Below are 25,714 nucleotides of genomic sequence, written 5' to 3' on the forward strand. Positions count from 1 at the left end.
AATCTGCGTAGCCCCGTCCGCGCCGCCGAGCGCACGGGCGTTTTCGCCTTCATTAGCTGGATCACCCGCGTGACGAACCCACTGCGCATCGTGCATGCCGAAGCCGCCATCGGTTTCGGTGGCCAGGAACAGCGCATCCTCAAAGAAATGACGGCCATGCGCGAGCGCGGCCACCACGTCGAACTGATCTGCCAGCCGCATGCGAAGCTGGTGGAGCGCGCCGGCGCGGCCGGCTTCAAGGTGCACACCGTACAGATGGGCGGCCTGCTCAATCTGTTGCGCGGCCTGCCCAAGGTGCGGCGCATCCTGCGCGAAGGCCGCTTCGACGTGCTCAACACGCACAGCCGCATCGACACGCTGCTGGCCGGCATCGCCGCGCGCACCATGGGCTTTCCGCTGGTGGTGCGCACGCGCCACCTGAGCAACCGCGTGAATTCGATGTTTGCCTACACCTGGGTGCCGCACCGCGTGAGCACGGTGAGCAACCACGTGCGCGACTACCTGATCGAGCGCGGCGTGCCGCCCGCCCGCGTCGAGACCATCTATTCGCCGATCAAGCTGCCGCCCGCCGGCCTGCAATCGACGATCCGCGCCGAGCTCGGCATCGGCGCCGACGATATCGTGATCTGCTGTGTCGCCATCCTGCGCGCCACCAAGGGCCATCGCGAGCTGATCGAGGCGCTGCGCCCCATCATGCTGGTGCGCCCCGACATCCACCTGGTGCTGGTGGGCAGCGGCTCGCCCCTGTTCGAACAGCTCCAGGCGCTGATCAAGGAGATCGGCCTGGAGAAGCAGATCCACATGCTGGGGTTCCGCGACGACGTGCCGCAGATCCTGTCCGGCAGCGATATCTTCGCGCTGCCCACGCTCAAGGAAGCCTCGGGCACCGTGTTCGTGGAAGCCGCCGCCTGCGGCCTGCCGGTCGTCGGCGTGGACACGGGCGGCGTGAGCGAGATGCTCAAGCCGGGCGAAACCGGCCTGCTGGTGCCGCCCAACGACATTCCCGCCCTGCGCGACGTGCTGCAGCGCCTGATCGAATCGCCCGAGCTGCGCCGGCAGATGGGCCAGGCCGGCGAGCACCTGGTGCGCGACGAGGGCAAGTTCTCCTTGCCGCGCCTGGCCGAGCGCACCGAAGAGGTCTATCGCAAATGGCTGGCCGAACGCCGGCCCGGCCACGCCGCACGCTGAACGCCCGCCGCAACACCATCGCCATGACGCCACCGCTCGCCACACCCGCCACCCCGAACGTGCTCTCGCCCCAGCCGGCCGAACTGGTCGCGCAGGCGTTCGCCATCGCCACCGTGCCGCACGCGTTCCAGGTCATCGACCTGACGCAGGCGCGCATCGTGGCCTCGGGCAGCGAGCGCGACGTCTACGAGCACCCGACCGATCCGAACCTGCTGATCAAGATCGTGAACCGCGCGCGCGCCAACGAGCCGGGCCGCCGCGCCCATTGGCACAAGAAGTTCCATCGCGAGCAGGCGCACCGGGTCTTCCTGACCGAACTGATCGAGTATGTCTCGACCACGGTCCAGCGCAACGCGCCGGACGGCAACGTGCTGCTGTCGCGCATCGCCGGCCTGGTGAACACCAGCGCGGGCCTGGGCCTGGCGGTGGAGAAGATCGTGGACGAAAGCGGCCACGTCGCGCCCACGCTGCAGCAGGTGGTGAAGGACAGCGGCTTTCCGGCCGCGTTGCGCCGCCAGGTGCGCGACTTCTTCGTGGCCCTGACCGAGTCGCACGTGATCTTCAACGACGTGAGCGCGCGCAACATCGTGGTGGGCCGCAACGCCGACGGCGTGGCGGGCCTGTACCTGGTCGACGGGTACGGCCCCAAGCAGCTGCTGCCGTTCTACGCCTGGAGCAAATCCATGAACCGGCGCCGCATCATGCGCAAGTACGTGGAGCTCGAGGGCAAGCTCGAGCGCATGGGCGCGCAGGCCCTGAGCCTCAAATCCGCGCCCGCATCGCTTGCGGGGCAATGAAGAAGCCGGCCTCGAGGCCGGCTTTTTTTTGGGTCGATACCGGCGGCTATTTGTTGACGAGCTTCGCCGGCTGCGCCAGCGCGATCAGCGCACCGATCGTGAGGCAGCCCGCCAGCATGTAGAGGCCGGTGTTGGTGGTGCCGGTGAGATCCTTGAGCCAGCCGACGAGATAGGGGCTGACGAAGCCGGCGAGGTTGCCCACCGAGTTGATCAGCGCGATGCCCGCGGCGGCCGCGGTGCCGCCCAGGATGGCCGTGGGCTGGCTCCAGAACAGCGGCAGCACCGTGCAGATGCCGATGTTGGCGATGGTGAGCGCGACCATCGCGAGCGAGGTGTTGCCGCCCCACAGCGCCGACAGCACCAGGCCGATGGCGCCGAACAGCGCCGGGATGGCCAGATGCCAGCGGCGCTCGCGCCTGCGGTCGGAGCTGCGCGAGATCAGGATCATGCCGATCACCGCGAACAGATTCGGGATGGCGGTGAGCAGGCCGATCATGAGCGGGCTCTGCACGCCGCTGCCCTTGATCAGCGTCGGCATCCAGAAACCCACGCCGTACAGCCCCATCACGAACGAGAAATAGATCAGCGCCATGGCCCAGACGCGCGGATGCGACAGCGCGGCGCGCAGCGGCGGGTCGGTCTTTTCGGTTTCCTCGGCGGCGACGTGGCGCATGAGCACCTCCTTCTCGCGCGCCGACAGCCACTTGGCGCGATCGATGCGATCGTCGAGGTACATCAGCACCGCGATCCCGATCAGGATCGACGGGATGCCCTCGATCAGGAACAGCCACTGCCAGCCGCTCCAGCCATGCGCGCCGTGGAAGGTCGACATGATCCAGCCCGACAGCGGGCCGCCGATCAGGCCCGACAGCGGCACCGCGGTCATGAAGAAGGTCGTGATGCCGCCGCGGCGCGCGTTGGGATACCAATAGGTGAGGTAGAGGATGATGCCCGGGAAGAAGCCCGCCTCGGCCGCGCCCAGCAGGAAACGCAGCACATAGAACATCGTGGGCGTGCTCACGAACATCATGGCCGTGGAGATCAGGCCCCACGTGATCATGATGCGCGCGATCCAGATGCGCGCGCCCACCTTGTGCAGGATCACGTTGCTGGGCACCTCGAAGATGAAGTAGCCGATGAAGAAGATCCCCGCGCCCAGGCCATAGACGGTATCGCTGAACTGCAGCTCCTGCAGCATCTGCAGCTTCGCGAAGCCCACGTTGACGCGATCCAGGTAGGCCACCACGTAGCACAGCACCAGGAACGGAACCAGCCGCCAGCTGACCTTGCGGTAGATGGCATCTTCTTCGCCGGCGGGCACGGACGGGGCCGCGCCGGAAGCGATCGTGCTCTGCATGATTGTCTCCTTCGATGAACGCGCGCCGGCTCTTTGCGGCCGGATGCGCGCGGGGCCGGGACGGCTCGCATATAGTGAAGGAGGCTAGAGGCGAGCGATGACAGCAACCTGAATTTTCGGGTAATCGAGCAGCCCCGATGCGGCGAGCGATGCTCGCGAAACTCTCGCCGTTGCCGCTCAGCCTGCGTCGTCGTGCAGCGCCTGCGCCATGCGCACCAGGTCGGCGAGCGAGGCCGCATCCATCTTGCGCATCACATTGCCTCGCCGGACCTTGACGGTGATCTCGCTCACGTCGAGCCGGTCGGCCACCTGCTTGTTGAGCAGACCCTCCACCACCAGCGCCATCACCTGGCGCTCGCCCTCGTTGAGCGTCTGCCAGCGCGCACGCAGCCCCTCGCGCGCGGCCTGGCGCATGCGGCGCTGGCGATCGCGCCCGATGGCCTGCTGGATGGCGTCGAGCAGGTCCTGTTCGCGAAAGGGCTTGGCGAGGAAATCCACGGCGCCCTGCTTCATGGCGCCCACCGACATGGCGATGTCGCCGTGGCCGGTGATGAAGATGACGGGCAGGTGGATCCCCAGGCCCGCCATCTGGCGCTGGAACTCCAGCCCGCTCAGGCCCGGCATGCGCACGTCGAGCACCAGGCAACCCGGCGCGTCCTCGCGCGGCGCGTCCATGAAGGCCTGCGCGGACGCGTGCGTGCGCACCTGCAGGCCCACCGAGGTGAGCAGGTCGTCGAGCGCCTCCCGCACGCCGGCATCGTCGTCCACCACGTGCACCACGGGTGCGCGTTCATCGTTCGGGAGAGAGGTCATGCATGGGCTCCTGCGGTAATGGCGGTGGCGGTGGCGGGCAGGCTCACGCGAAACACCGCGCCGCCGGCGGGCGGCGACTGCGCCTCCAGGGTGCCGCCCTGGGCTTCGACGATGGCGCGGCACAGCGTGAGACCGAGGCCGATGCCGCCTTCCTTGGTGGTCCAGAACGCGTCGAACAGATGCGTCTGGGCCTGCGCGCTCAGGCCCGGGCCGGTATCGGATACCGTCAGCATCACGCGCGTGCCGTCGCGCGAGGTCGCCAGCGAGAGCCGGCGCGTGGCGCTCTGCTGCATGGCCTCGACCGCATTGAGCACCAGATTGCCGAGCACCTGCTGCAGCTGCACGGGGTCGGCCAGCACGCTGGGCAGGCCCTCTTCGAGGTCGATGGCGAGCGCGATGTCGTGGCGGTCGATCTCGCCGCGCGCGATCGCCACGGCCTCGATCACCGCCGCGTTCACGTCCAGCGCCAGGCGCTGCGGCGCCTCGTTGCGCGCCAGGCTGCGCACCCGCGTGATGACGTCGCTGGCCCGCTGCGCGTCGGCCACCACGCGTTCCACGGCGCGCTCGGCGCGCTCGAGATTGGGCGGCGCCATGCGCAGCCAGCGCAGCCCCGCGTGCGCGCTGGCCGAGATCGCCGCCAGCGGCTGGTTCACCTCATGCGCGATGGAGGTGGTGAGCTCGCCCAGGCTGCGGATGCGCGCGATGCGCGCGAGCTGGGCCCGCGCCTCGTGCGCGGCCGCCTGCGCGGCGGCCAGCCGCAGCGCGAGATAGGTGGTGATGCCGATGGCGGCAATGCTGATCGCCCCGTTGATCAGGCCGGACTCATGCATGCGCAGGCCCGACGCGGTGATGAGCATGCTGACGAGCGTCAGCACGACGCACGCCACCGCCACCAGGATCACGCCGCGGCGCGGCAGCAACAGCATCGCGAGCAGGATCACGAGCACGTGGAACACGGCCACCGCGATCTCCAGCCGCGTGACCGTATCGGCCACGAACACCCCGGCCATCAGCGCGGCGATCAGCCCCGCGCGCGCGGCCAGGCGCACCGGTGCGCGGGCATCGGGCTTGGGCGTGACGCTGGACACATCGGACACGGACATCGGAAACCCCGGCGGTGGACGAGCTCGATTTTAGCGGGGCGCGCCTCAGGCCGGATCATCCAGGCTGAAGCGCTCCGCCTCCTCGTCGTAGGCATACAACTCGGCATAGCGGCCCCACTGGACGACCGCCTGCAGCGTCTGTTCGGCATAGCCGGGCGACATGTGGTCCTCGAGCTCGTCGCGAAAGCGCCGCGCCGGCGCCTGGTGCGCGGCGCGGTCGTCCAGCACGCGGCGGATGTGGGCGGCCAGCGGCACGTAGCTCTGCAGATGTTGCGCGAACAACTGCTTGCGCTGGTCCACCCCGGCCTGCACGTAGCGCCGGCCGGCGGCCAGCAGCCGCAGGTCCCCGTCGCCGAGCTCCGCGAAGCGCAGGTGCTGGAGCGTTTCCGCCACCGGGAACAGCTCGTCGGCCTCGTAATGCAGGGCCGCCGCCAACTGCGGCAGGTCGGCCTTGCCCTCGTAGGGCGCCGCCGCCAGCGTCTCCAGCAGGCCGGCCATTGCGTTGGTCGAGACCGGCGCGAGCACGCCGGCCAGGCCCGCGGCGGCGCTCGCGGGCGCGGCGGGCCGCGCGGGCGCCGGCTGCGTCATGCGCACGTAGATGTCCTCGACCAGCGCGCGGAAGGCCGGATCGTGGCGATCGCGCGGACGCGGCAGGTCGATGCGCAGCTCGGCCATGACACGCCCCGGGTTGGACGAGAACACCAGCAGCCGGTCGCACATCAGCACGGCCTCCTCGATGTTGTGGGTCACCATCAGCATGGCCTGGATCGGCATGCGCCCGTCCGCCCACAGGTCGAGCAGGTCGGATCGCAGGGTTTCCGCCGTCAACACGTCGAGCGCGGAAAACGGCTCGTCGAGCAGCAGCACGTCGGGGTCGACCACCAGCGCGCGCGCCAGGCCCACGCGCTGCCGCATCCCGCCCGAGAGCTCCTTGGGATAGGCGTTCTCGAACCCGTCGAGACCGATCAGGTCGATGGCCTGCAGCGCGCGGCGGCGCCGCTCGCGCACCGGCACGTGACGCGCCTGCAGGCCGGTCTCCACATTCTCGAGCACGGTCAGCCAGGGAAACAGCGCGAAGCTCTGGAACACCATGGCCACGCGCGTGTCGTCGGCCCGCGCGATGGTGCCGCCCGAAGGCGCGATGAGGCCGGCGATCGAACGCAGCAGCGTGGACTTGCCCGAGCCCGAGCGGCCCAGCAGGCCCACGATCTCGCCGGCCGGCAGGCGCAGGTCCACGCCGTCGAGCACCAGGCGGTGGCTGCCCTCGCCCTTGCCGTAGACGTGGCGCAGGCCGCGCACGTCGATGAGCGCGGGGGAAGTGATTGCAGTCATGGTTCTCTCCTTGCAGAGGCGCGGCGCGTCAGGCCACGCGGAAACGGCGCTCGGCGACGCGGTACAACGGCCGCCACAACAGATGGGTGAACCCGAGCACGAACACGCTCATCACGATCACGCCCAGCGCCACGGCCACCGTGTCGCCCTGCTCCGTCGCCTGTGCGATGTACGCGCCCAGGCCGGTGGCCTGCAGGTGGCGCTGCCCCCACGAGATGGATTCGGCCACGATGCTGGCGTTCCACGAGCCGCCGGCCGCCGTGAGCGCGCCGGTCACATAGAACGGCAGGATCGCGGGCAGGATCAGGCGGCGCCAGCGCTGCCAGCCACGCAGGCCGAACACCTGCGCCGCCTCCTTCAGATCGGCGGGGATGGCGCTGGCGCCGGCGATGACGTTGAACAGGATGTACCACTGCGTGCCCAGCACCATCAGCGGCGACAGCCACACCTCCGGATCCAGGTGCCAGCCCACGATCGCCATCACGGCAAACGGAAACAGCACGTTCGCCGGAAACGCCGCCAGGAACTGCGCCACCGGCTGCACGCGCTGGGCCCACGCGGGCCGCATGCCCACCCACACGCCGACCGGCACCCACAGCAGGCTGGCCAGCACCAGCAGCACGGTCACGCGCAGCAGCGTCAGGCAGCCCAGCCACAGCACCTGCCCCACCTGCGCCACGCTCAGATGCGTGACGGCGAAATCCGCCAGCAGCCAGGCCGCCCAGCCGCAGACGGCGGCCACGGCGCCGCGCCAGAGCCAGCGCGACAGCACCCCGGGCGGGCGCTCGACGGCCGGCGCGCGCGGCGCACGCCGCGGCCCGACCTCGGCCAGCCATTGCAGCAACCGCCCGATCAGCGCGAACGGCAGGCGCAGCCACTGCGTGCGGCGGATCAGCGCATAGACCCAGGAGCGCGGCCGCGACGACGCCGCGGTGAGCTCGACGCGAAACTTGTCGGCCCAGGTCACCACGGGCCGGAACACGAGCTGGTCGTACAGCAGGATCACGACCGCCATGGCCAGCACCGCCCAGCCGATCGCGCGCAGGTCCTCCTGCGCGATCGCCTGCGCCAGCCACGAGCCGATGCCGGGCAGCGCCACGGTGGTGTCGCCCACGGTGATGGCCTCCGAGGCGACCACGAAGAACCAGCCGCCCGACATCGACATCATCGTGTTCCAGATCAGGCCGGGCATGGCGAAGGGCAGGTCCAGGCGCAGGAAGCGCTGGCGCCGCGAGAAGCCGAATTGCCGCGCCACCTCGTCCAGGTCGGCCGGCACCGTGCGCAGCGACTGGTAGAAGCTGAAGGTCATGTTCCAGGCCTGGCTCGTGAAGATCGCGAACACGGCCGCGCACTCCACGCCGAGCTGGCTGCCCGGAAACCAGCCCATGAAAAAGCTCACGGTGAACGAGAGAAAGCCCAGCACCGGCACCGACTGCAGAATGTCGAGCGCGGGCACGATCAGCGCCGCCGCGCGGCGGCTGCGCGCCGCCAGCGTGCCCACCACGAAGGTGAACACCAACGACACCGCCAGCGCGGCAAACATGCGCAGCGTCGTGAGCAGGGCATAGAAGGGCAGCCGCGCCAGGTCCAGCGGCATGGGCCGGGCCTCGAGCACCGCCAGCGGCACCCGCATGCGCATCACGCCGTGCACCGCCAGCACCGCCAGCGCGGCCAGCAGCAGTAGCGCCACCGCATCGGCCCAGCTCGGCCGCAACGACCGGCCGAGGCCGGGAGAAAGCAGGCGCGCGCCGCGCGTGACATCGAAGAAGAAAGCCATGATCCACCTGCCGCATCAAGCTGGGATTGCGTCGGGATCAGGCTTCGGACAGGAGGAGAAACCGGGCCCCGACAGGACGCGGCAAACAGTAGCACCGGGCCCCCGGAGCGGGCCACGGGCATTTGGCATCGTGCGGATATGCGACGGGCAGGCGGCGATATACCTTGGTATCGCGCGCCCCGTGCAGGTGGCGGTGCAAGCCCGCCGCGAGGGTCAGGCCGGCCCGCCCGATGGCATCAACCCTTGGCCCAATCGCCCCGGTTCCAGACGCCGGCATCGAGCTCGGCGCGGCCATTGGGCGCCTCGTCGGCGTCGGCATAGCGCGCCTGCGCCCGGCCATCTTCGGTGAAGCGCACCAGCAGCAGCGTGGCGCCGTCGGGCCGCACCGCGTTCAGCGTCGCGGTGCGCCAGTCGGTGGCGCCAGCCGCGCGCCATTGCAGCGCGATGGGCGCCGCGGCATCGCGCGCGCCGTAGCGGCACGCCGAGTCGCCGGTCGCCACGCCGGCCTGGCCGGCGGCAGCGGTCAGCGGCGTGTCCTTTTCCTCGAAGCGATACTCGACCGCCTTGCCGCTCTGGTTAACCGCGGCGCACGCGATCACCGGTGGCGCGACGTCGGCGCGCATCCGGTTGTAGGCCACGGATGAGAACGTGACCGCGACCGCCAGTACCGCGATTGCGCCGAACATCCAGCGTTTGCCGACCCGGCGTTGCGTGCGAGTTTCCATCCTTGGGCTCCTGATTCTGCGAGGAACCGGCTCTACAGCACGTCGCGTGCCCGCGGTCGCGGCGCGATCAGGGCGCGGCCTTCAAGTTGGCCTCGCGCACGATCGCGCTCCAGCGCTGCTCTTCGCTCGCGACGTAGGCGCCGAGCTCGGCCGGCCCGCCGATCTCGGGCACCAGGCCCTCGACCTCGAGCGCCCGGCGGAATTCCGGCTGGTCCGCCGCGGTCCGGATGCCCTGGTTCAGCCGCGCCACCACGTCCGCCGGCGTGCCGGCCGGCGCGAATACCGCGTACCAGCTGTCGACGAAATAGTCGGGCAGGCCCGATTCCGCCACCGTCGGCACGTCCGGATAGAGCGGCGAGCGCTTGCGCGTGGTCACCGCCAGCGCGCGCAGCTGCCCCGCCTTGACCTGCGCGCTGACGCTGGCCGAGGTCGAGAAGATCATGTCGATCTGGCCGCCGATCAGGTCGTTGATCGCCGGGCCCGAGCCCTTGTACGGCACGTGCAGGATGTCGAGCTTGCCCTGGCTCTTGAACAGTTCGCCGGCCAGGTGCGCCGAGGTGCCGTTGCCATACGAGCCGAAGGTGAGCTTGCCCGGATGGGCGCGCGCATGGGCCAGCAGATCGGCCACGCTCTTGAACGGCGACTTGGCCGACACCACCAGCACGTTGGGCGACTTGCCGATCATGGCGACCGGTGTGAAGGCGCGGTCGGTGTCGTAGGGCAGCTTCTCCTGGATCGCCGGATTGACCGCGTGGGCGAAGGTCGCCATCAGCAGCGAGTAGCCGTCGGGCGCGCTCTTGGCCACGTTCTCCGTGCCGATGATGGTGCTGCCGCCCGCGCGGTTCTCCACCACCACCGTCTGCCCGAGGTCGTCGCCCAGGCTCTTGGCCAGCTGGCGCGCCACGATGTCGGTGCCACCGCCCGGCGTGAACGGCACCACGATGCGCAGCGGCCGCTCGGGATACTCGGCCTGCGCCGCCTGGCCAAAGGCCAGGACGGTTGCGGCCAGGGTCGCGGCGGCCAGCAGCCGGCGCGCGAAAGTGCTCTGTGTCATGTCATGTCTCCAGTTGCATCCGTGCCGGTCTGTGCGGCACTGGAAAAGTGGGCGCGGCAGCCGCGCCGGAAGGTCAGCGCAACACCGCCACGCCATCGGCGGCGACCACGCCCTGCCCCGGTTCGCGCACGAACAGGGGATTGATCTCGGCCTCCACCAGGCGCGGCCCCAGCGCCAGGGCCATCGCCGCGAACGCGATCACCGCGTCGACGAGCGCCGCCACATCCGCCTTGGGCCGGCCGCGATAGCCATCCAGCAGGGGCCAGGTCTGCAGCCGCTGCAATGCCGCGCGCACCGTCTCGCGCGACGGCGGCGCGCCGTCATCGGGCAGGAACAGCAGCACGGTGTCGCGCACCAGCTCGGCCACCACCCCGCCCATGCCGATCAGCAGCGCCGTGCCGAGCGGATCCTTGCGCACGCCGAGAATCACCTCGGCCACGCCGCCCGACATCTGCTGCACCAGGAACGCCTGCGGCGCCCGGCCTGTGTGCGCGGCGACGTCGGCGCGCATGCGCGCCAGCGCGGCCTCGACGGTGTCGGGGTCCAGCCCGAGTGCCACGCCGCCCACCTCCGACTTGTGCGTGATCTCGGCCGACAGCAGCTTGAGCGCCACCCGCGGGCCCAGCGCCGCGGCCGCCCGGCGCGCGCCGGCGCCGTCGTGCACCACCTGCTCGCGCGCGCCCGGCACGCCGAAGTGCGCGAACAGCGCCTTGGCCTCGGCCTCGTTCAATGACCCCGCGGGAAGCGGAGTGGGAAGGGGCGTGCGCAGCGGCGTGCGCAGCGGCGTGGCCTGCGCCGGCGCCGTCGCCTCGTGCGTGACGGCGGCCTGGCGCAGCGCGCTCATCGCGGCGCCCACGCTCTCGGGCGCGTGGAACGCGGGGATGCCATAGCGACTCAGCACCTCGGCCGCGGCCGGCGCGTGCGGGCTCACGTAGGCCATCACCGGCTTGCCGCCCTCGCCCATCGAATCGCGCAAGGCGCCCGCCATCAGCTCGGGCTGGCCCACGCCGGAAGACCCCACGATCACGACCAGCGCGTCATAGCTGGCGCTGTCGAGCAGCACGCGGATGATCTTGCGCAGCAGCGTCGGCTGCAGCCCGGCCAGCGTCACGTCGATGGGATTGCGGTCGAGCACCGCCTGGGCGCCCTCCTGCAGCGCGCGCAGCGCCGCGGCGGTGGCCGCGTCCGGTGCAGGCAGGTCGAAGCCGGCCAGGCCGAGGCTGTCGGCCACCAGCGTGCCGGCGCCGCCGGTCGAGGTCAGCACCGCCACGCGCTTGCCGTCGAGGCGCCGGCCCGCGGCGAGCGCGGCCGGCATGTCGAGCAGGTCGGCGAATGTCTGCGCGCGCAACACACCGGCGTGTTCGAACAGGGCGTCGTACATGCGGTCGGCGCCCGCCAGCGCGCCGGTGTGCGAGGCCGCGGCCTGCGCGCCCGACTCGGAACGGCCGATCTTGAACGCGACCACCGGCTTGCCGGCGGCCGCCGCCTTGCGCGCGGCCCGCAGGAACGCCGCCGGGTTGCGGATGCTCTCGACGTACAGCGCGATCACGCGCGTGGCGGGATCGTCGGCCAGCATGTCGATGAAGTCGGCGAGCTCGAGGTCGGCCTCGTTGCTGGTCGACACCAGCTTGGAGAAGCCGATGCCGCGCGCCGTGGCGCGCGACAGCAGCGCGCCCAGGATGCCGCCGCTCTGCGACACCAGGCCGATCTCGCCGCGATGCAGCTGGCCGAGCTCGAGCGCGCCGCTGGCCGACAGCGTGATGCCGTCGGTGAGGTTGACCAGGCCGATGGTGTTCGGCCCCAGGATGCGCATGGATCCGGCCGCCGCGCGCAGCGCCTGCTGGCGCGCCGCCCCGGCCTCGCCGGCCTCGGCGTAGCCGCTCGCCAGCACGATGGCCGCGCCGGTGCCCCGCGCGGCGAGCTCCCGCACCGCATCCTGCGTGCGCTCCGCGCCCAGCAGGATCAGCGCCACGTCGGGGGCCTGCGGCAGCGACGCGATGTCGGGATAACAGCGCAGGCCCTCGATCTCGCTGGCGCGCGGATTGACCGGATAGATCTCGCCGCGAAAGCCGTGCTTGAGCAGATAGCCCACTGGCCGGCCCGAGGTCTTGGACGGATCGGCGGAGGCGCCCACGATGGCCACGCTGCGCGGCGTCATCAGGCGTTGCCAGAGCGTCATTGCCGTGCCTCCCGGGCCTGCGCCATCTGCGCCAGGAACGCCTGCACCGAGGCGCGGTGTTCCGCACTCGTGTAGCACACGCCCTGCGCCTGGCTGCCCATCGCGAACACCTGGTCCGCGGTCAGCTCGAAGCTCTGGTTGAGGATGGATTTGCCCAGCGCCAGCGCGGTGGGCGACGCCTGCGCCAGCGCGCCGGCCCAGGCCTGCGCCTCGGCCAGCAGCGCCTCGGGCTCGGCCAGCCGGTCGGCGATGCCGAGCGCGAGCGCCTCTGCGGCATCGACCTTGCGACCGCTGAAGATCAGGTCCTTGGCGCGTGCCAGGCCCACGCGGCGCGGCAGAAAATACATACCGCCGCCGTCGGGGATCAGGCCGCGCGCAATGTAGCTCCAGGCGAACGAGGCGCTGTTCGACGCGATGACGAAGTCGCAGGCCAGCGCGGTGTCCGCGCCGAGTCCGGCGGCTGCGCCGTTGACCGCGGCGATCGTGGGCTTGGGCATGCGATACAGCAGCCCGACCGCATGGTGCACCACCTGCTGGCGCGACCAGCCATTGAAGGCCACCTCGCCCGCCGGCGCGTCCATGCGCTGCTGCATGCCGGCCACGTCGCCGCCCGCGCAGAAGCCCTTGCCGGCACCGGTCAGCACCAGGGCGCGGATCGCGCGGTCGTGCATGACGCGCTCGAGCGCGGCGATGAATTCCGCGCGCATGGCGTCGGTGAAGGCATTGCGCTTGTCGGGCCGGTCGAGCGTGAGCGTCGCGACCCCGTCCTGCACCCGCAGGTCGATGAATTCGTACTGGTCCATTCCTGTCTCCGTGATGGCGCGCCGCGTTCTGGCGCGGCGCTGGCATGGGGGCCACAGTACGCGCTAAAGTGCGGCGACACACCCGCCCATTTCCACTGGATGGAATTGCCATGACCGCTGCCCCGCGCCGCGCCGCCCGCTTCGACGGCCCCGGACAGAACCGCTCGCTCGAACGCGGCCTGGAGATCCTGCGCGCCTTCCGTCCCGGCACCGACCTGCTCGGCAACGGCGAACTGGCCGAGCGCACCGGGCTGTCGCCGGCCACCATCAGCCGCCTCACGCAGACGCTGGTGGCGGCAGGCTTCCTGGAACACGATGCGGGCGCGCGCGCCTACCGGCTGGCCGCGCCGGTACTGAGCCTGGGGCACGCCATGCGCGCAGCATCGCCGGTGCTTCAGGCCGCGATGCCGTTGATGCACGAAGCCTCGGCGCGGCTCAAGGTCAATGTGGGGCTGGCCAGCCCGGATCGCGGCGACATGATCTATCTCGAGTCGATCCGGCACCACCGCAAGACGACGCTGCGCACCGTGGTGGCGGGCCAGCGCGTGCCCATCGAGCTCACGTCGCTGGGCCGCGCCTACCTGGGCACGCTGGACGGCGCCGCGCGCCGCCACCTGCTGGCGGCATTGCGCGCCACGCACCGGCCGGCCGCGTGGCGCGCCATCGCGGCCGGCGTGCGCACGGCGCTGGTCGACCTGGAGCGGGAGGGATTCTGCCGGGCCTCGTGGCAGCCGAACGTGCTGGCGCTGGCAGCGCCGCTCGCGCCGATGCCCGGCATCGCGCACGCAATGGCGCTGAACTTCAGCCTGCCCTTCGATCCGGCAGCGGGGGAGGCGCAGCCGCTGGCGGCCGCACTGGCGCCGGCCCTGCTGGCCCTGCGCGATCGCATCCAGCAGGCCCTGCAAGGGCGCGCCGACGCGCGGTGAGCGCGGCGGCTAGCGCGGCCACGCGGTGCAGGCTAGACGCCGTCAGGCGTCGGTCTTGTCGATGCGGTGCGCGCGGGCGCGCGTGTCGGGGTCGGTGCTGAGGGCGTCGTCGGTGGTGTTGCGCAGCGCCGCCACGTTCGCCACCGGGCTCACCATGGCGGGCGCGAGGCCGGCCGCGGCGGCCAGCTGCTGCGGCTGCACCGGCGGATTGCCCATCGCGACGCGATACGGTTGCAGGGGCAACAATCCTTCGATGGTGCCGAGATCATTCGCCGCGGTCGCACGCGCCTGCAACCCGGCCTGCTCGTCGTGAAAGGCCTGGACCGCGGAGCGCAGCCGGTCGGAGGAAAACTGCTCGCGCAGGCGGTCGACGCCGTTGGCGGGATCGCCCGCGACGATGGCGAGCGGCTTGCCCGCCGGCGCGGCCGTGGCGGCGCGGGCGCGAACGGCGTCGGCGCGGGCGGCCTCGGCGCGCGCCGCCTGGACCCGCTCGAAACGGGCGGACTCGGCGCGGGCCGCCTGCGTGCTGGCACGCATTTCCGCACGGACGCGCTCGGCGCGGTAGGGATCGCGCACCGCGTCGATGCTGGCCGGTGCGATCCGGTCGATGGCACTGATGCTCATGGCACCTCCCTGGCCGCGCGCGACGGATGAGCGCGGCGTGCTGTCGAATCCAGCATACCGCCACCCATTCGATGCCGCAAATGCGGCCTCATGAATCCGCCCTCGCCGCGCTACAGCAGGCCGTCGCGCAGCTGCTCGTCGATGCGGCTCCACCAACTGCCGCGCTCCAGGGCGGCCGCATCGCGGCCGCGCCAGGCCCGCTCGAGCTGGCGCAGCGCCTCGGCGCGATCGAAGGCGACGTCTTCCGCCCCCTGCCTCGGCCGGATGTCGCCGCGCTGCAAGGCCTCGAGGCGCGCCTGCATCTCGGCCTGCGTGTAGACGCGCGGCGCGCCGTCGGCACGGCTCGCCAGCGTTTGAAAATGCTGGAACGCCGCCAGGAAATGCAGGAAGTTTTCGATGCGGGTGTTCACGAAGACGTGCGCCTCGCCCTGGCCCGCGGTCATCACGCGGCCGTCGGGCAGCACCACCAGCCAGAGCTCGTCGGCCCAGGGTTCGCGCGCGATGACCAGGCCTGCGCCATCGCCGAACTTGCGCATCGCGGGTTTGACGAACTCGATGAGCGGGATGGCGGGCTGCGGGCGCACCGGCATGCCCGGGTCGCTGAGCCAGGTACAGGCCTGGGGATCGAGCCCCGCATCGGCAAGCGCGCTCGGGTCGAGCCGGGCGGCGCCGCCGGCGTATAGACCTGCCAGATTGTCGTGGGTCATCGTGTGTGCGCGTGCGCGCCCTCGCTAGGGAAGGGCCGTCGCCCGAGGCAGGCCGCGGCCGGGTGCCCCACGCATGCCATGCCTCGGCAGGCCGGGACGCTGGTTCGAGTATGGCACCGCCCGCCCCGGCCCGGGAACCCCCGCCACGTTCACATGTGTCGCAAAGCGAAACGGCGCGCGGCCTACATCCGCGCCGCCTGCCAGCTCGCGCCGCTGGCCGTCTTGCCGCTCATGGTCTTGCCGTCGACCTGGCCGGTGTAGCGCTCGCTGCCCACGTCGAAGCTGATGCGCGCGCCGTCGAGACGCGTGTTGCTGAGCGCGAGTGCGTTGTCGCCCTGCCCCAGCCGGCCGCCGAACTTCTGGAATTTCTGCTCCAGCACCAGGGACTTGCCGCCGAGCGACCAGTTGCCCTCGACCTTGGCCGGCACGATCCACAGAAAGGCGTTGCAGAAGCTGCTGCAGCCTTCCGAGACGCGCACCGAGTCGTCGGGCTCCCAGTCGTCCATGGTGAAGGAGTTGGACACCACGCGCGTGCCCGGCTTCATCTCCAGCAGCGTCGGACGCAGCCGCAGGTTGAGGTCGGACAGCAGGAATAGCGTCACCACCGTAGCCTTGGAGAAATCGGTCTTGAAGATATCGGCCTGCTCGAAGGTGGCGCGGTCGGCCACGCCCTCGCGCTTGGCGGCCTGCTGCGACAGCGCGACCAGATCGCCGTTGAACTCGATGCCGTGCGCACGCGTGCCGCGCTGCGCGGCGGTGATCACCGTGCGGCCGTCGCCCGAACCCAGGTCCACGAGATAGTCCTCCGGCGTGACCTTGCCCAGGGCCAGCATGCTGTTCACCAGGCCCTGGTTGGTCGGTACCCAGATCACGTCCTTGCCCGATTGCCCCACCGTGGGCTCGTAGGCGCCGCCGCCGGCCGTCTGGGCCGACGCCGCCGCGCCGAAGGCCAGCGCGCAGGCTGCCGCGGCGACCGATTTACGAATGCTCATCATGGGGACTTCTCCTTGGGTCGGGCTGTGGGAGGTGGCCCGCGCACTGCCGCGTGGCGGGCGCGAGGCGCGGTGGAATGCGGGGCGGCGGGCGCCGATGGGGCGCGCGGCCGGACCGGCAACGTTCAGCTTCGAGACAGCTTGAGCATACCGTCCCCATCCAGATCGGCCAAGGCGCCCCCGCCCTCGGCGCCGGCTTTCGAATTGCATCGATTGCCGGCGATTCGCGGTCAACGTCGGGGAACACGTCCGCTCGAACGGCGCCGGAGCTCGGATTAGGCTGAAAATATAAGGGGACGCATTAGGGGCGGGAAAGTGTCCGCCACGGATGGCGGCGCGGCAGATTTCCAACACCTGGCAGGCGCAGCCGCGCCGATTTGGCAAGGTTAAAACGTCGCAGATTGACAGGCGCAGCTGCACTAAAAATAATAACTATTCCCATTAGCAAGTTTCCGCGGTTGTCGGCGTCGCTCCCCCCGGTGGTAGTCGCTCGATCCCCAGGCTCGACCTTGACCACGCCCCACGCCCCCACGACCGTCGAATCGCTCTACAGCCACCATCACTCGTGGCTGCGCGGCTGGCTGCAGCGGCGCCTGGGCAATCCCGACCACGCCGCCGACCTGGCGCAGGACACGTTCATCCGCCTGCTTTCGAGCGAGCGCGTGCCGCCCCGCATCGAAGAGCCGCGCGCCTTCCTGACCACCGTGGCGCAGCGCCTGCTGTCCAACCACTGGCGCCGCGAGAAGCTCGAACGGGCCTATCTCGACGCGCTGGCGCAGGCACCGCAGGAATGGGCCAGGTCCCCCGAGGAGCGCGCCCTGATCCTCGAGACGCTGTTCGAACTCGACCGGTTGCTCGACGGCCTGCCCGAACTCAGCCGCCGCGCCTTCCTGCTGTCGCAGCTCGACGGCCAGACCCATGCCCAGATCGCCGAGACGCTGGGCGTGTCGATTCCGACCGTGAAGCGCTACATCGCCCGCGCGCTGCAGCGCTGCTACTTCGCCGACCTGGCGTTCACGGCTTGAGCATGATGGCCGCCTCGACCTGGTACCGCGCCACCTCGGACGCCGGCGCCCTGCCCGCCGACGTGGCGGAGCGCGCGCTCGAATGGCTGATCGACCTGCAGGAATCGCCCGGCTCGCCCGACCTGATCCAGGGCTGGCGCGCCTGGCGCGCCGCGCATCCGGATCACGAACGCGCCTGGCAGCGCATCGAATCGGTGCAACAGCGCCTGCAGCCGCTGGCCGAGCCCGGCCAGTCCGGCCTGGCCCGCACCGCGCTGGCGGCCCCCCGTTCGGCGCAGCGCCGGCGCGCGCTCAAGGCCATGGCCGTCGCCCTCCTCGCCGGCGGCACCGCCTGGACCGTCGAGACGCGCGTGCCGTGGCGCGCGTGGTCGGCCGACTACCGCACGATCTCCGGCGAACGGCGCCGGCTGGTGCTCGACGACGGCACTCACCTCGTGCTCAACACCGGCAGCGCGATCGACGTGCGCTTCGATGCGCACGAACGGCGGGTCCGGCTGCTGGCCGGCGAGATCCTGATCACCACGGCGCACGACGACCGCGCCGCGCCGCGCCCGTTTCTGGTCGAGACCGAACACGGCACCGCGCTGGCCCTGGGCACCGAGTACGCCGTGCGGCGCCACGCCGACGACACCGAGGTGAACGTGTTCGCAGGCGCGGTGCAGGTGCGCGCGCGCCTGAACGCCGACCAGACCCGCGTGCTGCAGGCCGGCTACCGCGCCTGCTACACCGCCAGCCGCATTTCCGAGAACGCCCCCACCGACGACACCCGCGTCGCCTGGAAGGACGGCTACATCGTGGCGCGCGGCATGCGCCTGGACGCCTTCATCGCGGAGCTGTCGCGCTACACCGACGAGTCGATCGCGTGCGACCCGGCCGTGGCCGGGCTGCGGGTGTCGGGCTCGTTCCCGGTGGCGGACGTGGGCAAGGTGCTGGAGACCGTCAGCACCACGCTGAAGATCCGCACCGAAACGCGCCAGCGCCTGTGGCGCGCGCAGCGCCGCCTGGTGCCGGCCTGAGCCGCGCCGGGCTCGCCGTTACAAAATAGTTGTCGCTGGGCTGATCCGTTTTTCGTTTTCGCGGGTCATGGCAGATGAGAACGCCAACTTCCGTCTTCCAGAAAGGCCCCGTCATGACCCAGCTCCCGGCCGCCGCGCGCGCCGCCTCCCTTCTCCAGCCTCGCTCCGCGCTGGCCCGTGCCCTGCGCCAGGCCCTGGGCGGTGCCGCGCTCGGCGCCGTCGCGCTGGCCGCGCCCATGGCGGTCCACGCGCAGGCGGCCGACGCCCGCGCCTATGACATCCCCGGCGGCCCGCTGGAAGACGTGCTGGGCCGCTTCGGCCGCGAGTCGGGCATCATGCTGTCGTTCACGCCCGACGTGACGAACGGCCTGCGCAGCCCCGGCCTGAAGGGCAGCTACACCGTGCGCGGCGGCCTGGACACGCTGCTGGGCAGCACCGGCATCGCCGCCACCCGCCAGCCCAACGGCAGCTACGTGCTGAACCGCGCGCAGGTCAGCGGCGACACCACGACCCTGCCGGCGGTGACCGTGGCCACCGGCGTGGTCGACGGGCTGGCCCCGGCCTACGCGGGCGGCCAGCTCGCCCGCGGCGGTAGCCTCGGCGTGCTCGGCACCTCCGACATCATGGACGTGCCGTTCAACACCACCAACTTCACGGTCGACACCATCGAAAATCTGCAGGCCCGCTCGCTCGGCGACGTGGTCGTGAACGACTCGTCCGTGCGCACGCTGACCTCCAGCGGCGGCTTCGGCGAGGAATTCCAGATCCGCGGCTACAGCGTCTCGGCCGGCGACGTCGGCGTGAACGGGCTCTACGGCATGGCGTCGGCCAGCCGCATGCCCGCCGCCATCATGGAGCGCGTCGAGGTGCTCAAGGGCCCGGGCACGCTGATGAACGGCATCGGTCCCAACGGCAGCATCGGCGGCAACATCAACATCGTCACCAAGCGCGCCGGCGACGATCCCCTGACCCGCGTGACCGCCACCTACGCCAGCAGCGCGCAGTTCGGCGGCCTGCTCGACATGGGCCGCCGCTTCGGCGAGAACAACGAGTGGGGCATCCGCGTGAACGGCGCCTATCGCGACGGCGAGACCAGCATCCGCGGCAGCGACCAGTCGCTCGGCCTGGGCGCGCTGGCGCTGGACTACCGCGGCAGCCGCCTGCGCTGGTCGCTCGATGCCTACGACCAACGCGAACGCATCGATGAATTTCGCCCGCAGATCAGCTTTCAGAACGACCTGACCCACCTGCCCAAGGCGCCGTCCGCGCGCGAGAACTTCTATCCCGGCAGCCGCCTCGACCTGCGCGACTCGGCCGTGATGTCGCGCATCGAGTACGACGTCACCGACGCGCTCAGCGTGTTTGCCGCGGCCGGCTACCGCTACGGCAAGTCGCAGCAGGATTTCCCTGGCGCGGCCTGGGGCCAGGCGGTCGACGCCGACGGCAACTTCGGCGTGCAGAACGCCTGGTATGACGCCTATTCGCGCAGCAAGACCGGCGACATCGGGCTGCGCGCCCGCTTCGACACCTTCGGCGTGAAGCACAACCTCACGCTGAGCGCGACCACGCTCAAGCAGGAGCAGGGCTACTTCTACGCCACTTCCGCAGGCTCGGTGCCGTCGAACCTCTACGACCCGGCCGAGCTGCCCGCCATGAGCACGGAGCGCGGCTCGCCCAGCAAGACCTCGGAATCGACGCTCTCGAGCCTGACCGCGACCGACACGCTGTCGTTTCTCGACGACCGCATCCTGCTCACCGGCGGCCTGCGCCAGCAGCGCGTGAAGACCGACAACTTCGACATGTCGAGCGGCTCGCGCACCTCGCGCTACAACGAAAGCGCGATCTCGCCGCTGGCGGGTTTCGTGGTCAAGCCGCTGGAGAACGTGTCGGTGTACGGCAACTTCACCTCCGGCCTCACCACCGGCGGCACCGCCCCCGAAGGCACGCTCAATGCGGGCCAGGCCTTCGCGCCGTACAAGTCCAAGCAGTACGAGGCCGGCGTGAAGGTGGATTGGGGCAAGATCATCACCACCGCCTCGGTGTTCCAGATCGACCGACCCAGCGGCGTCACCGACAGCGAGGGCTACTACAGCCTGGACGGCCGGCAGCGCAATCGCGGCCTGGAGCTGGCCGCGTTCGGCGAAGTCACGCCGGGCCTGCGCATGACGGCCGGCACCACGTTCTACCACGCCCGGCTCGACCGCACCGAAGGCGGCGCCAACGACGGCAACCGCGTCAACAGCGTGCCCGACTACACCTTCAACGTGGGCGTGGACTGGGACACGCCGTGGGTGCGCGGCCTGAGCCTGAACGCGCGCGCCATCCACACCGCCTCCGTGTACTACAACGCCGACAACACCGCCAAGCTGCCGTCGTGGACGCGCTACGACGTGGGCGCCCGCTATGCCACCGAAGTGGCCGGCCGCGCCGTGGTGTTCCGCGCCACCGTGGAAAACGTGTTCAACAAGAACTACTGGCTTTCCAGCGGCAGCTCCTATGCCACCGTTGCCGCGCCGCGCACCTTCCTGCTGTCGGCACAGATCGATTTCTGAACCGCGGGCACCGGCAGGCCGTTGCGCACGCAACGGCCTCGACGACAAAGGGGCCGCGAGGCCCCTTTTCGCTGGCGTCGCGATACCCGCGATCGGCCGATGCCGGCGAGCAGGTGATATAACCCTGATCGGGCCTCTCGCCGGCCCACGTACTGCCGCGGCCCCGCGCCCATCCGGCGCACGCCGCGGCCGCCCTCGTCCTCTACAGCGACCCGCCCGATGCCCCTGCCCGCACGCCTTGCACGACGCACCCGCCCGCCCCTGCTGTCCGCCTGCCTGGCGTTCGCGCTGATGGCGCAGGCCCACGCCGCGCCCGATGACGCGGCCATGGACGCGGTCGGCGTGGTGGCCGACGACGGCAGCATGACCACGTATTCCGATCCGTTTTGCGCCGGCTACGCCGAGACCTTCAAGAAGCAGGGCGGCGACAAGGCGCTGGTGCCGGAATGCCCCGAGGAGCCGGTCGAACCGCTGTCCGACAGCGGCATCACCAAGGGCGAACGCGCGGGCGCCGCGTCGGCCAAGGCCTATCTGCAGTTCAAGAAGCAGCAGGCGGCGGCGCTGGCGCAGCGCCCCGGCGCCCCGGTGCTGGCCGGCTTCTACGACAAGTCGCGCGATGCCTGGGTCAGCAACGAGCCCGGCATCTATCCCATCAACAGCTTCGACGGCGGCCGCTACGCCACCATCAGCCGCGAGGACGTGGGCATGGGCGTGATCGACCGCAACGGCCTGATCGTGGTGCCGCTCGCCTATCCGCAGATCGGCTTCGAACAGGGCGAGACCTTCATTACGGTGCGCGACAAAGCGGACAAGGTTGGCGTCTTCGACGGCCAGGGCAAGACGCTCGTGCCCGCGCGCTTCGCCAACGTCCTCATCCTGGACAAGAACTACCTGATCGGGCAGAACCCCGGCAAGAACGAGGTCTTCGACAACACGGGCCAGGTGCTGTTCACGCTCGACCGCGACGTGGTGCCGGCCGGCGAAGGCCTGTTCTGGTTCATGCAGGAGCCGCAACGCTGGGGCCTGGTGGACGCGCGCGGCCGCACCGTGGTCAAGCCGGAGTTCACCTACACCTCGAGCTTCCAGAAGGGCCGCGTGTCGTCGCAGAAGGCCGACGGCGAAAACTACACCATCTACGTGAACGGCAAGGTCGAGAAGCAGCGCCGCTGAAGGCCTGCGCACAAGCGACGACGGCGCCGCAATCCGGCGCCGTCATCGCGGATTCACGGATCGTTCAGCCGGGAATGGTGAGGCCGCGGGCCACCGCCGGACGCGCCACGAAGGCCTCCAGCACGCGGCGCACGTTGTCGAACGCGTCGAAGTCCACGAGCTCGCCCGCGTCATAGAAACCGATCAGGTTGCGCACCCACGGAAAGATCGCAATGTCGGCGATGGTGTATTGCTTGCCCATCACCCAGTCGCGGCCGGCCAGGTGCCGGTCGAGTACGCCCAGCAGGCGCTTGCTCTCGGCCACGTAGCGGTCGCGCGGACGCTTGTCTTCGTACTCGGCGCCGGCAAACTTGTGGAAGAAGCCGAGCTGGCCGAACATCGGGCCGATGCCGCCCATCTGGAACATCACCCATTGCAGCGTCTCGAAGCGGCCGGCGTCGTCCTGCGGAATGAACTGGCCGGTCTTGCTGGCCAGGTAGACCAGGATCGCGCCCGACTCGAACAGCCCGAACGGCTTGCCGCCGGGGCCGTTGGGATCGAGGATCGCGGGAATCTTGTTATTCGGGCTGAGCGACAGGAATTCGGGCGTGAGCTGATCCTGCGTGTCGAACGCGACGCGATGCGGCTCGTAGGGCAGGCCGGTTTCCTCGAGCATGATCGAGGCCTTCACGCCATTGGGCGTGGGCAGCGAGTAGAGCTGAATGCGATCGGGATGGCTGGCCGGCCACTTGCGGGTGATGTCGAACGAATCCAAGGCGGTCATACGAGGGGCTCCGGTTGCGGCGCCGTTGCGCCGGGTCTGGCGGCCATCATAAAGAGATCCTGTGCCGGCCGCAGCCTTTGTCGGGGCCCTTTTGTGACGCCGCGCGGAACACTGCGTCCGGCCGGAAATCCCTGTCGATGACAGGGTTTTACGCCCTGCCCCCGCTGCCCGCCGCGGCCGGGACGCCGGCCGACGCCAGCGTGCGCGCCAGGATGAGCGGGATCACCCCGCCGCGCGCCAGCAGCTCGGCCTCGAGCTGGGTCTCCACGGCCGCCACCGCGGCGAGCGGCTCGCGTCGGCCATCGGCGCGCACCACGCTGACCGCCACCGCCTGGCGCGGGGCGACGCGCTCGGCACACACCTCGATCCGGTCGCCCGGTTGCAGGCGCAACGTGTCGGGCCCGCATCCGGCGGCCAGCCGCAAGGGCAGGATCCCCATGCCGATCAGGTTGGCGCGGTGGATGCGCTCGAAACTCAGCGCCAGCACGGCCCGGATGCCCAGCAGCCGCTGGCCCTTGGCGGCCCAGTCGCGCGACGAGCCCGTGCCGTAGCGCTCGCCCGCCACCAGCACCACCGCCTCGCCGGCCTCGCGATGGCGCGCGGCCACGTCCCAGATCGGCAGCAGGTCGCCGGTGGGCGCATGCACGGTATGGGCCACCGGCGCGCCGGGCGCCAGCAGGTTGCGCATCGTCTTGCTGTGGAAGGCCGCGCGCAGCATCACCTCCCAGTTGCCGCGCCGCGAGGCGAACACGTTGAGATCGTCGCGCCGGTCGCCGCGCGCCACCAGGAAGTCCGCCACCAGGCTGTCGGGCGGAATCGCGCTGGCCGGCGAGATGTGGTCGGTGGTGATGTCGTCGCCCAGCACCAGCAGCGGATAGGCCTGGTAGCGGCCCAGCTGCGAACCGTAATCGAGCGCGGCGAAGGGCGGCCGGCGCAGCGTGGTCGACGCCGGGTCCCACGGAAACCGCGGCGCATCCACCGCCTCGAGCGCATGCCAGAGCGGGTTGGCCTGGGCGATCTCGAAGCAGCGCCTGAAATCCCGCGCATCCAGCGCGCGCGCCTGCGCATCGGCAATCTCCTGCGGCGTGGGCCAGAGCTGCGCCAGCGTCACCGGTGCGCCCTGGGGCGTGTGCGCCACCACGCCGCCGGCCACGTCGCACTCGGCGTCGCCGGCCAGCGCGTAGGCGATCACCAGCGGCGGCGACATCAGGAAGCCCAGCTCCAGGTCGGGATGGATGCGGCCGGCGAAGTTGCGATTGCCGGACAGCACCGCGACGGGCCGGATCCGGCCGGCCGCGCTGGCCTGCGCGATGGCGTCGGGCAGCGGGCCGGAGTTGCCGATGCAGGTGGTGCAGCCATAGCCCACGATGTCGAACCCGACCGCGCCCAGGTCGTCGAGCAATCCGGCGCGCGCCAGATAGGCGGCCGCCGCGGGCGAACCCGGGCCGAGCGAGGTCTTGACCCACGGCGGCACCCGCAGGCCCAGCGCGCGCGCCTTGCGCGCCAGCAGCCCGGCCGCCAGCAGCAGCGCGGGGTCGGAGGTGTTGGTGCAGCTGGTGATGGCGGCCACCGCCACCGGATGGCGCGGCATCGCGCCGCCGCTCGCCGGGGTGAAGGCAAGCTGCGCCAGCGCGGCGGGGATCCCGGCACAGGCAAGCAGATCCTGCGGCCTGCGCGGCCCGGCCGCCTGCATGCCGATCGCGTCCAGGGCGATGTGCAGGGTGCGCGTGTAGCGCGGCGTGGCCTGCGGGTCGAACCACAGCCCGGTGCGCTCGGCGTAGGCGCGCACCCGCGCCAGCGCCTGCGGCTCGCGCCCGGTCTGGGCCAGGTAATCGAGCGTGCGCGCATCGATCGGGAAGTAGCCGGTGGTGGCGCCGTACTCGGGCGCCATGTTGGCCACCACGGCACGTTCGCCGGCGCTCAGGGCGGCCACGCCCGGGCCGAAGAACTCGACGAACTCGCCCGCCACGCCGATCTCGCGCAGACGCTGCGTGACGGTGAGCGCGAGATCGGTGGCGAACACGCCCGGCCGCAGGCTGCCGCTCAGGTGCACGCCGATCACGTCGGGGATGCGCAGCATGGTCGGCATGCCGAACATCACGGTCTGCGCCTCCAGCCCGCCCACGCCCCAGCCCAGCACGCCGATACCGTTGATCATGGGCGTGTGGCTGTCGGTGCCGATCATCATGTCCGGCACCGTCCAGGTGCGGCCATCGGCATCGACCTGCGTCGTCACCACGGTGGCGAGCTGCTCGAGATTGATGGTGTGCATGATGCCCGTGCCGGGCGGATTGATGCGCACACCGGCCAGGGCGCGCGAGGCCCAGCGCAGGAAGCGGTAGCGCTCCTGGTTGCGCCGGATCTCGAACGCCATGTTGGCCGCGGCCGCGTCCGGCCGCGCATAGGCCTCCACCGCCAGCGAGTGGTCGACCGACACATCCACCGGCAACACCGGATTCAGGCAGGACGGGTCGGCGCCCGCCTCCGCCAGCGCATCGCGCATCGCCGCGATGTCGACCAGGGCCGGCGTGCTGGTGGTGTCGTGCATCAGCACGCGCGCGGGCTGGAATGCAATCTCGGCCTCGCTGGTGCCGTGGTCGAGCCAGCCGAGGATCGCGCCGACGGCCTGGTCGCGCTCCGCGCCTGTCGTCTTGCGCACCACGTTCTCCAGCAGCAGGCGCAGCACCACCGGCAGCGTGCGCAGGCGCGCACCGCATATCGCGGGCAGATCGACGATCAGCGTGGACGCGCCCGACAGCGTCAGGACGGCGGGTGCGTAAGCATTGGTGTTTTCCATAGGCGCATTATTGC

The 25,714-nt window shown here is 70.8% G+C and carries 21 protein-coding genes; 7 read left to right on the top strand and 14 right to left on the bottom strand.

From position 1 onward, the window contains the following. The first annotated feature begins 69 nt into the window (after positions 1 to 69). The gene (locus tag CEG14_RS23095) at positions 70 to 1,188 is read left to right on the top strand and encodes a glycosyltransferase family 4 protein (protein WP_256985950.1); all 1,119 of its coding nucleotides are present in this window, start codon (positions 70 to 72) and stop codon (positions 1,186 to 1,188) included. Further along, complete coding sequence (locus CEG14_RS23100; protein WP_255032040.1) at positions 1,149 to 1,985, top strand: YrbL family protein; 837 nt, start codon at positions 1,149 to 1,151, stop codon at positions 1,983 to 1,985. The genes CEG14_RS23095 and CEG14_RS23100 overlap by 40 nt, the downstream gene beginning before the upstream one ends. Positions 1,986 to 2,031: 46 nt before the next feature. On the opposite strand, the gene CEG14_RS23105 is transcribed toward CEG14_RS23100, so the two are convergent. From CEG14_RS23105 to CEG14_RS23145, 9 genes are all read right to left on the bottom strand, one after another. Continuing rightward, positions 2,032 to 3,342 carry an MFS transporter gene (locus CEG14_RS23105; RefSeq protein WP_094828753.1) on the bottom strand — a complete coding sequence of 437 codons (1,311 nt, stop codon included), beginning with the start codon at positions 3,340 to 3,342 and terminating at the stop codon, positions 2,032 to 2,034. Positions 3,343 to 3,519: 177 nt separating this feature from the next. Then, positions 3,520 to 4,155: a response regulator transcription factor gene (locus CEG14_RS23110; protein WP_094828754.1), complete on the bottom strand. Its 636-nt coding sequence runs from the start codon at positions 4,153 to 4,155 to the stop codon at positions 3,520 to 3,522. Next, a complete protein-coding gene (locus CEG14_RS23115; RefSeq protein WP_094828755.1) occupies positions 4,152 to 5,258 on the bottom strand; it encodes a sensor histidine kinase in 1,107 nt (368 codons plus the stop codon). Before CEG14_RS23115 ends, CEG14_RS23110 begins: the two co-directional genes overlap by 4 nt. A 45-nt stretch (positions 5,259 to 5,303) precedes the next feature. Continuing rightward, positions 5,304 to 6,590 carry an ABC transporter ATP-binding protein gene (locus tag CEG14_RS23120; RefSeq protein WP_094828756.1) on the bottom strand — a complete coding sequence of 429 codons (1,287 nt, stop codon included), beginning with the start codon at positions 6,588 to 6,590 and terminating at the stop codon, positions 5,304 to 5,306. Between the two features lie 28 nt (positions 6,591 to 6,618). Further along, positions 6,619 to 8,367 (bottom strand): ABC transporter permease, encoded by a 1,749-nt coding sequence (locus tag CEG14_RS23125; RefSeq protein WP_094828757.1) that lies wholly within the window; start codon positions 8,365 to 8,367, stop codon positions 6,619 to 6,621. Between the two features lie 236 nt (positions 8,368 to 8,603). Then, positions 8,604 to 9,092: a hypothetical protein gene (locus CEG14_RS23130; protein ID WP_141243258.1), complete on the bottom strand. Its 489-nt coding sequence runs from the start codon at positions 9,090 to 9,092 to the stop codon at positions 8,604 to 8,606. Positions 9,093 to 9,159: 67 nt separating this feature from the next. Next, entirely contained in the window at positions 9,160 to 10,146 is a 987-nt protein-coding gene (locus CEG14_RS23135; protein WP_094828759.1) for a tripartite tricarboxylate transporter substrate binding protein, read from the bottom strand. A gap of 73 nt (positions 10,147 to 10,219) precedes the next feature. Next, positions 10,220 to 12,325, bottom strand: a complete 2,106-nt coding sequence (locus CEG14_RS23140) for an acetate--CoA ligase family protein (RefSeq protein WP_094828760.1) — start codon at positions 12,323 to 12,325, stop codon at positions 10,220 to 10,222. Continuing rightward, positions 12,322 to 13,128 carry an enoyl-CoA hydratase/isomerase family protein gene (locus tag CEG14_RS23145; protein WP_094828761.1) on the bottom strand — a complete coding sequence of 269 codons (807 nt, stop codon included), beginning with the start codon at positions 13,126 to 13,128 and terminating at the stop codon, positions 12,322 to 12,324. The genes CEG14_RS23140 and CEG14_RS23145 overlap by 4 nt, the downstream gene beginning before the upstream one ends. Positions 13,129 to 13,238: 110 nt before the next feature. Between CEG14_RS23145 and CEG14_RS23150 the strand changes: the two genes are divergently transcribed. Then, positions 13,239 to 14,054, top strand: a complete 816-nt coding sequence (locus CEG14_RS23150) for an IclR family transcriptional regulator (protein ID WP_094828762.1) — start codon at positions 13,239 to 13,241, stop codon at positions 14,052 to 14,054. Between the two features lie 42 nt (positions 14,055 to 14,096). Here the strand turns inward: CEG14_RS23150 and CEG14_RS23155 are convergent, their stop codons facing one another. The 3 genes from CEG14_RS23155 to CEG14_RS23165 form a co-directional block, all read right to left on the bottom strand. Next, positions 14,097 to 14,678, bottom strand: coding sequence for a hypothetical protein (locus tag CEG14_RS23155; RefSeq protein ID WP_094828763.1), 582 nt, complete (start codon positions 14,676 to 14,678; stop codon positions 14,097 to 14,099). A 110-nt stretch (positions 14,679 to 14,788) separates the two neighbouring features. After that, positions 14,789 to 15,385: an SUKH-4 family immunity protein gene (locus CEG14_RS23160; RefSeq protein WP_094828764.1), complete on the bottom strand. Its 597-nt coding sequence runs from the start codon at positions 15,383 to 15,385 to the stop codon at positions 14,789 to 14,791. Between the two features lie 182 nt (positions 15,386 to 15,567). Continuing rightward, on the bottom strand, positions 15,568 to 16,380 hold the full coding sequence (locus tag CEG14_RS23165; RefSeq protein ID WP_094828765.1) for an SAM-dependent methyltransferase: 813 nt from the start codon (positions 16,378 to 16,380) through the stop codon (positions 15,568 to 15,570). A 506-nt stretch (positions 16,381 to 16,886) separates the two neighbouring features. Here CEG14_RS23165 and CEG14_RS23170 point away from each other — a divergent pair. From CEG14_RS23170 to CEG14_RS23185, 4 genes are all read left to right on the top strand, one after another. Further along, positions 16,887 to 17,402 carry a sigma-70 family RNA polymerase sigma factor gene (locus CEG14_RS23170; RefSeq protein ID WP_094828766.1) on the top strand — a complete coding sequence of 172 codons (516 nt, stop codon included), beginning with the start codon at positions 16,887 to 16,889 and terminating at the stop codon, positions 17,400 to 17,402. A 2-nt stretch (positions 17,403 to 17,404) separates the two neighbouring features. After that, positions 17,405 to 18,418, top strand: coding sequence for a FecR domain-containing protein (locus CEG14_RS23175; RefSeq protein WP_094828767.1), 1,014 nt, complete (start codon positions 17,405 to 17,407; stop codon positions 18,416 to 18,418). A gap of 113 nt (positions 18,419 to 18,531) precedes the next feature. Continuing rightward, positions 18,532 to 20,970 carry a TonB-dependent receptor gene (locus tag CEG14_RS23180; RefSeq protein WP_256985955.1) on the top strand — a complete coding sequence of 813 codons (2,439 nt, stop codon included), beginning with the start codon at positions 18,532 to 18,534 and terminating at the stop codon, positions 20,968 to 20,970. A gap of 219 nt (positions 20,971 to 21,189) precedes the next feature. Further along, positions 21,190 to 22,140: a WG repeat-containing protein gene (locus tag CEG14_RS23185; protein WP_094828768.1), complete on the top strand. Its 951-nt coding sequence runs from the start codon at positions 21,190 to 21,192 to the stop codon at positions 22,138 to 22,140. Between the two features lie 64 nt (positions 22,141 to 22,204). Here the strand turns inward: CEG14_RS23185 and CEG14_RS23190 are convergent, their stop codons facing one another. Together CEG14_RS23190 and acnA are read right to left on the bottom strand one after the other, a co-directional pair. Then, on the bottom strand, positions 22,205 to 22,903 hold the full coding sequence (locus tag CEG14_RS23190; protein WP_094828769.1) for a glutathione S-transferase C-terminal domain-containing protein: 699 nt from the start codon (positions 22,901 to 22,903) through the stop codon (positions 22,205 to 22,207). Positions 22,904 to 23,051: 148 nt separating this feature from the next. Next, a complete protein-coding gene (acnA, locus tag CEG14_RS23195; RefSeq protein WP_094828770.1) occupies positions 23,052 to 25,700 on the bottom strand; it encodes an aconitate hydratase AcnA in 2,649 nt (882 codons plus the stop codon). Positions 25,701 to 25,714: the final 14 nt, after the last annotated feature.

Source organism: Bordetella genomosp. 1 (genome assembly GCF_002261335.1).
Classification (GTDB): domain Bacteria; phylum Pseudomonadota; class Gammaproteobacteria; order Burkholderiales; family Burkholderiaceae_B; genus Bordetella.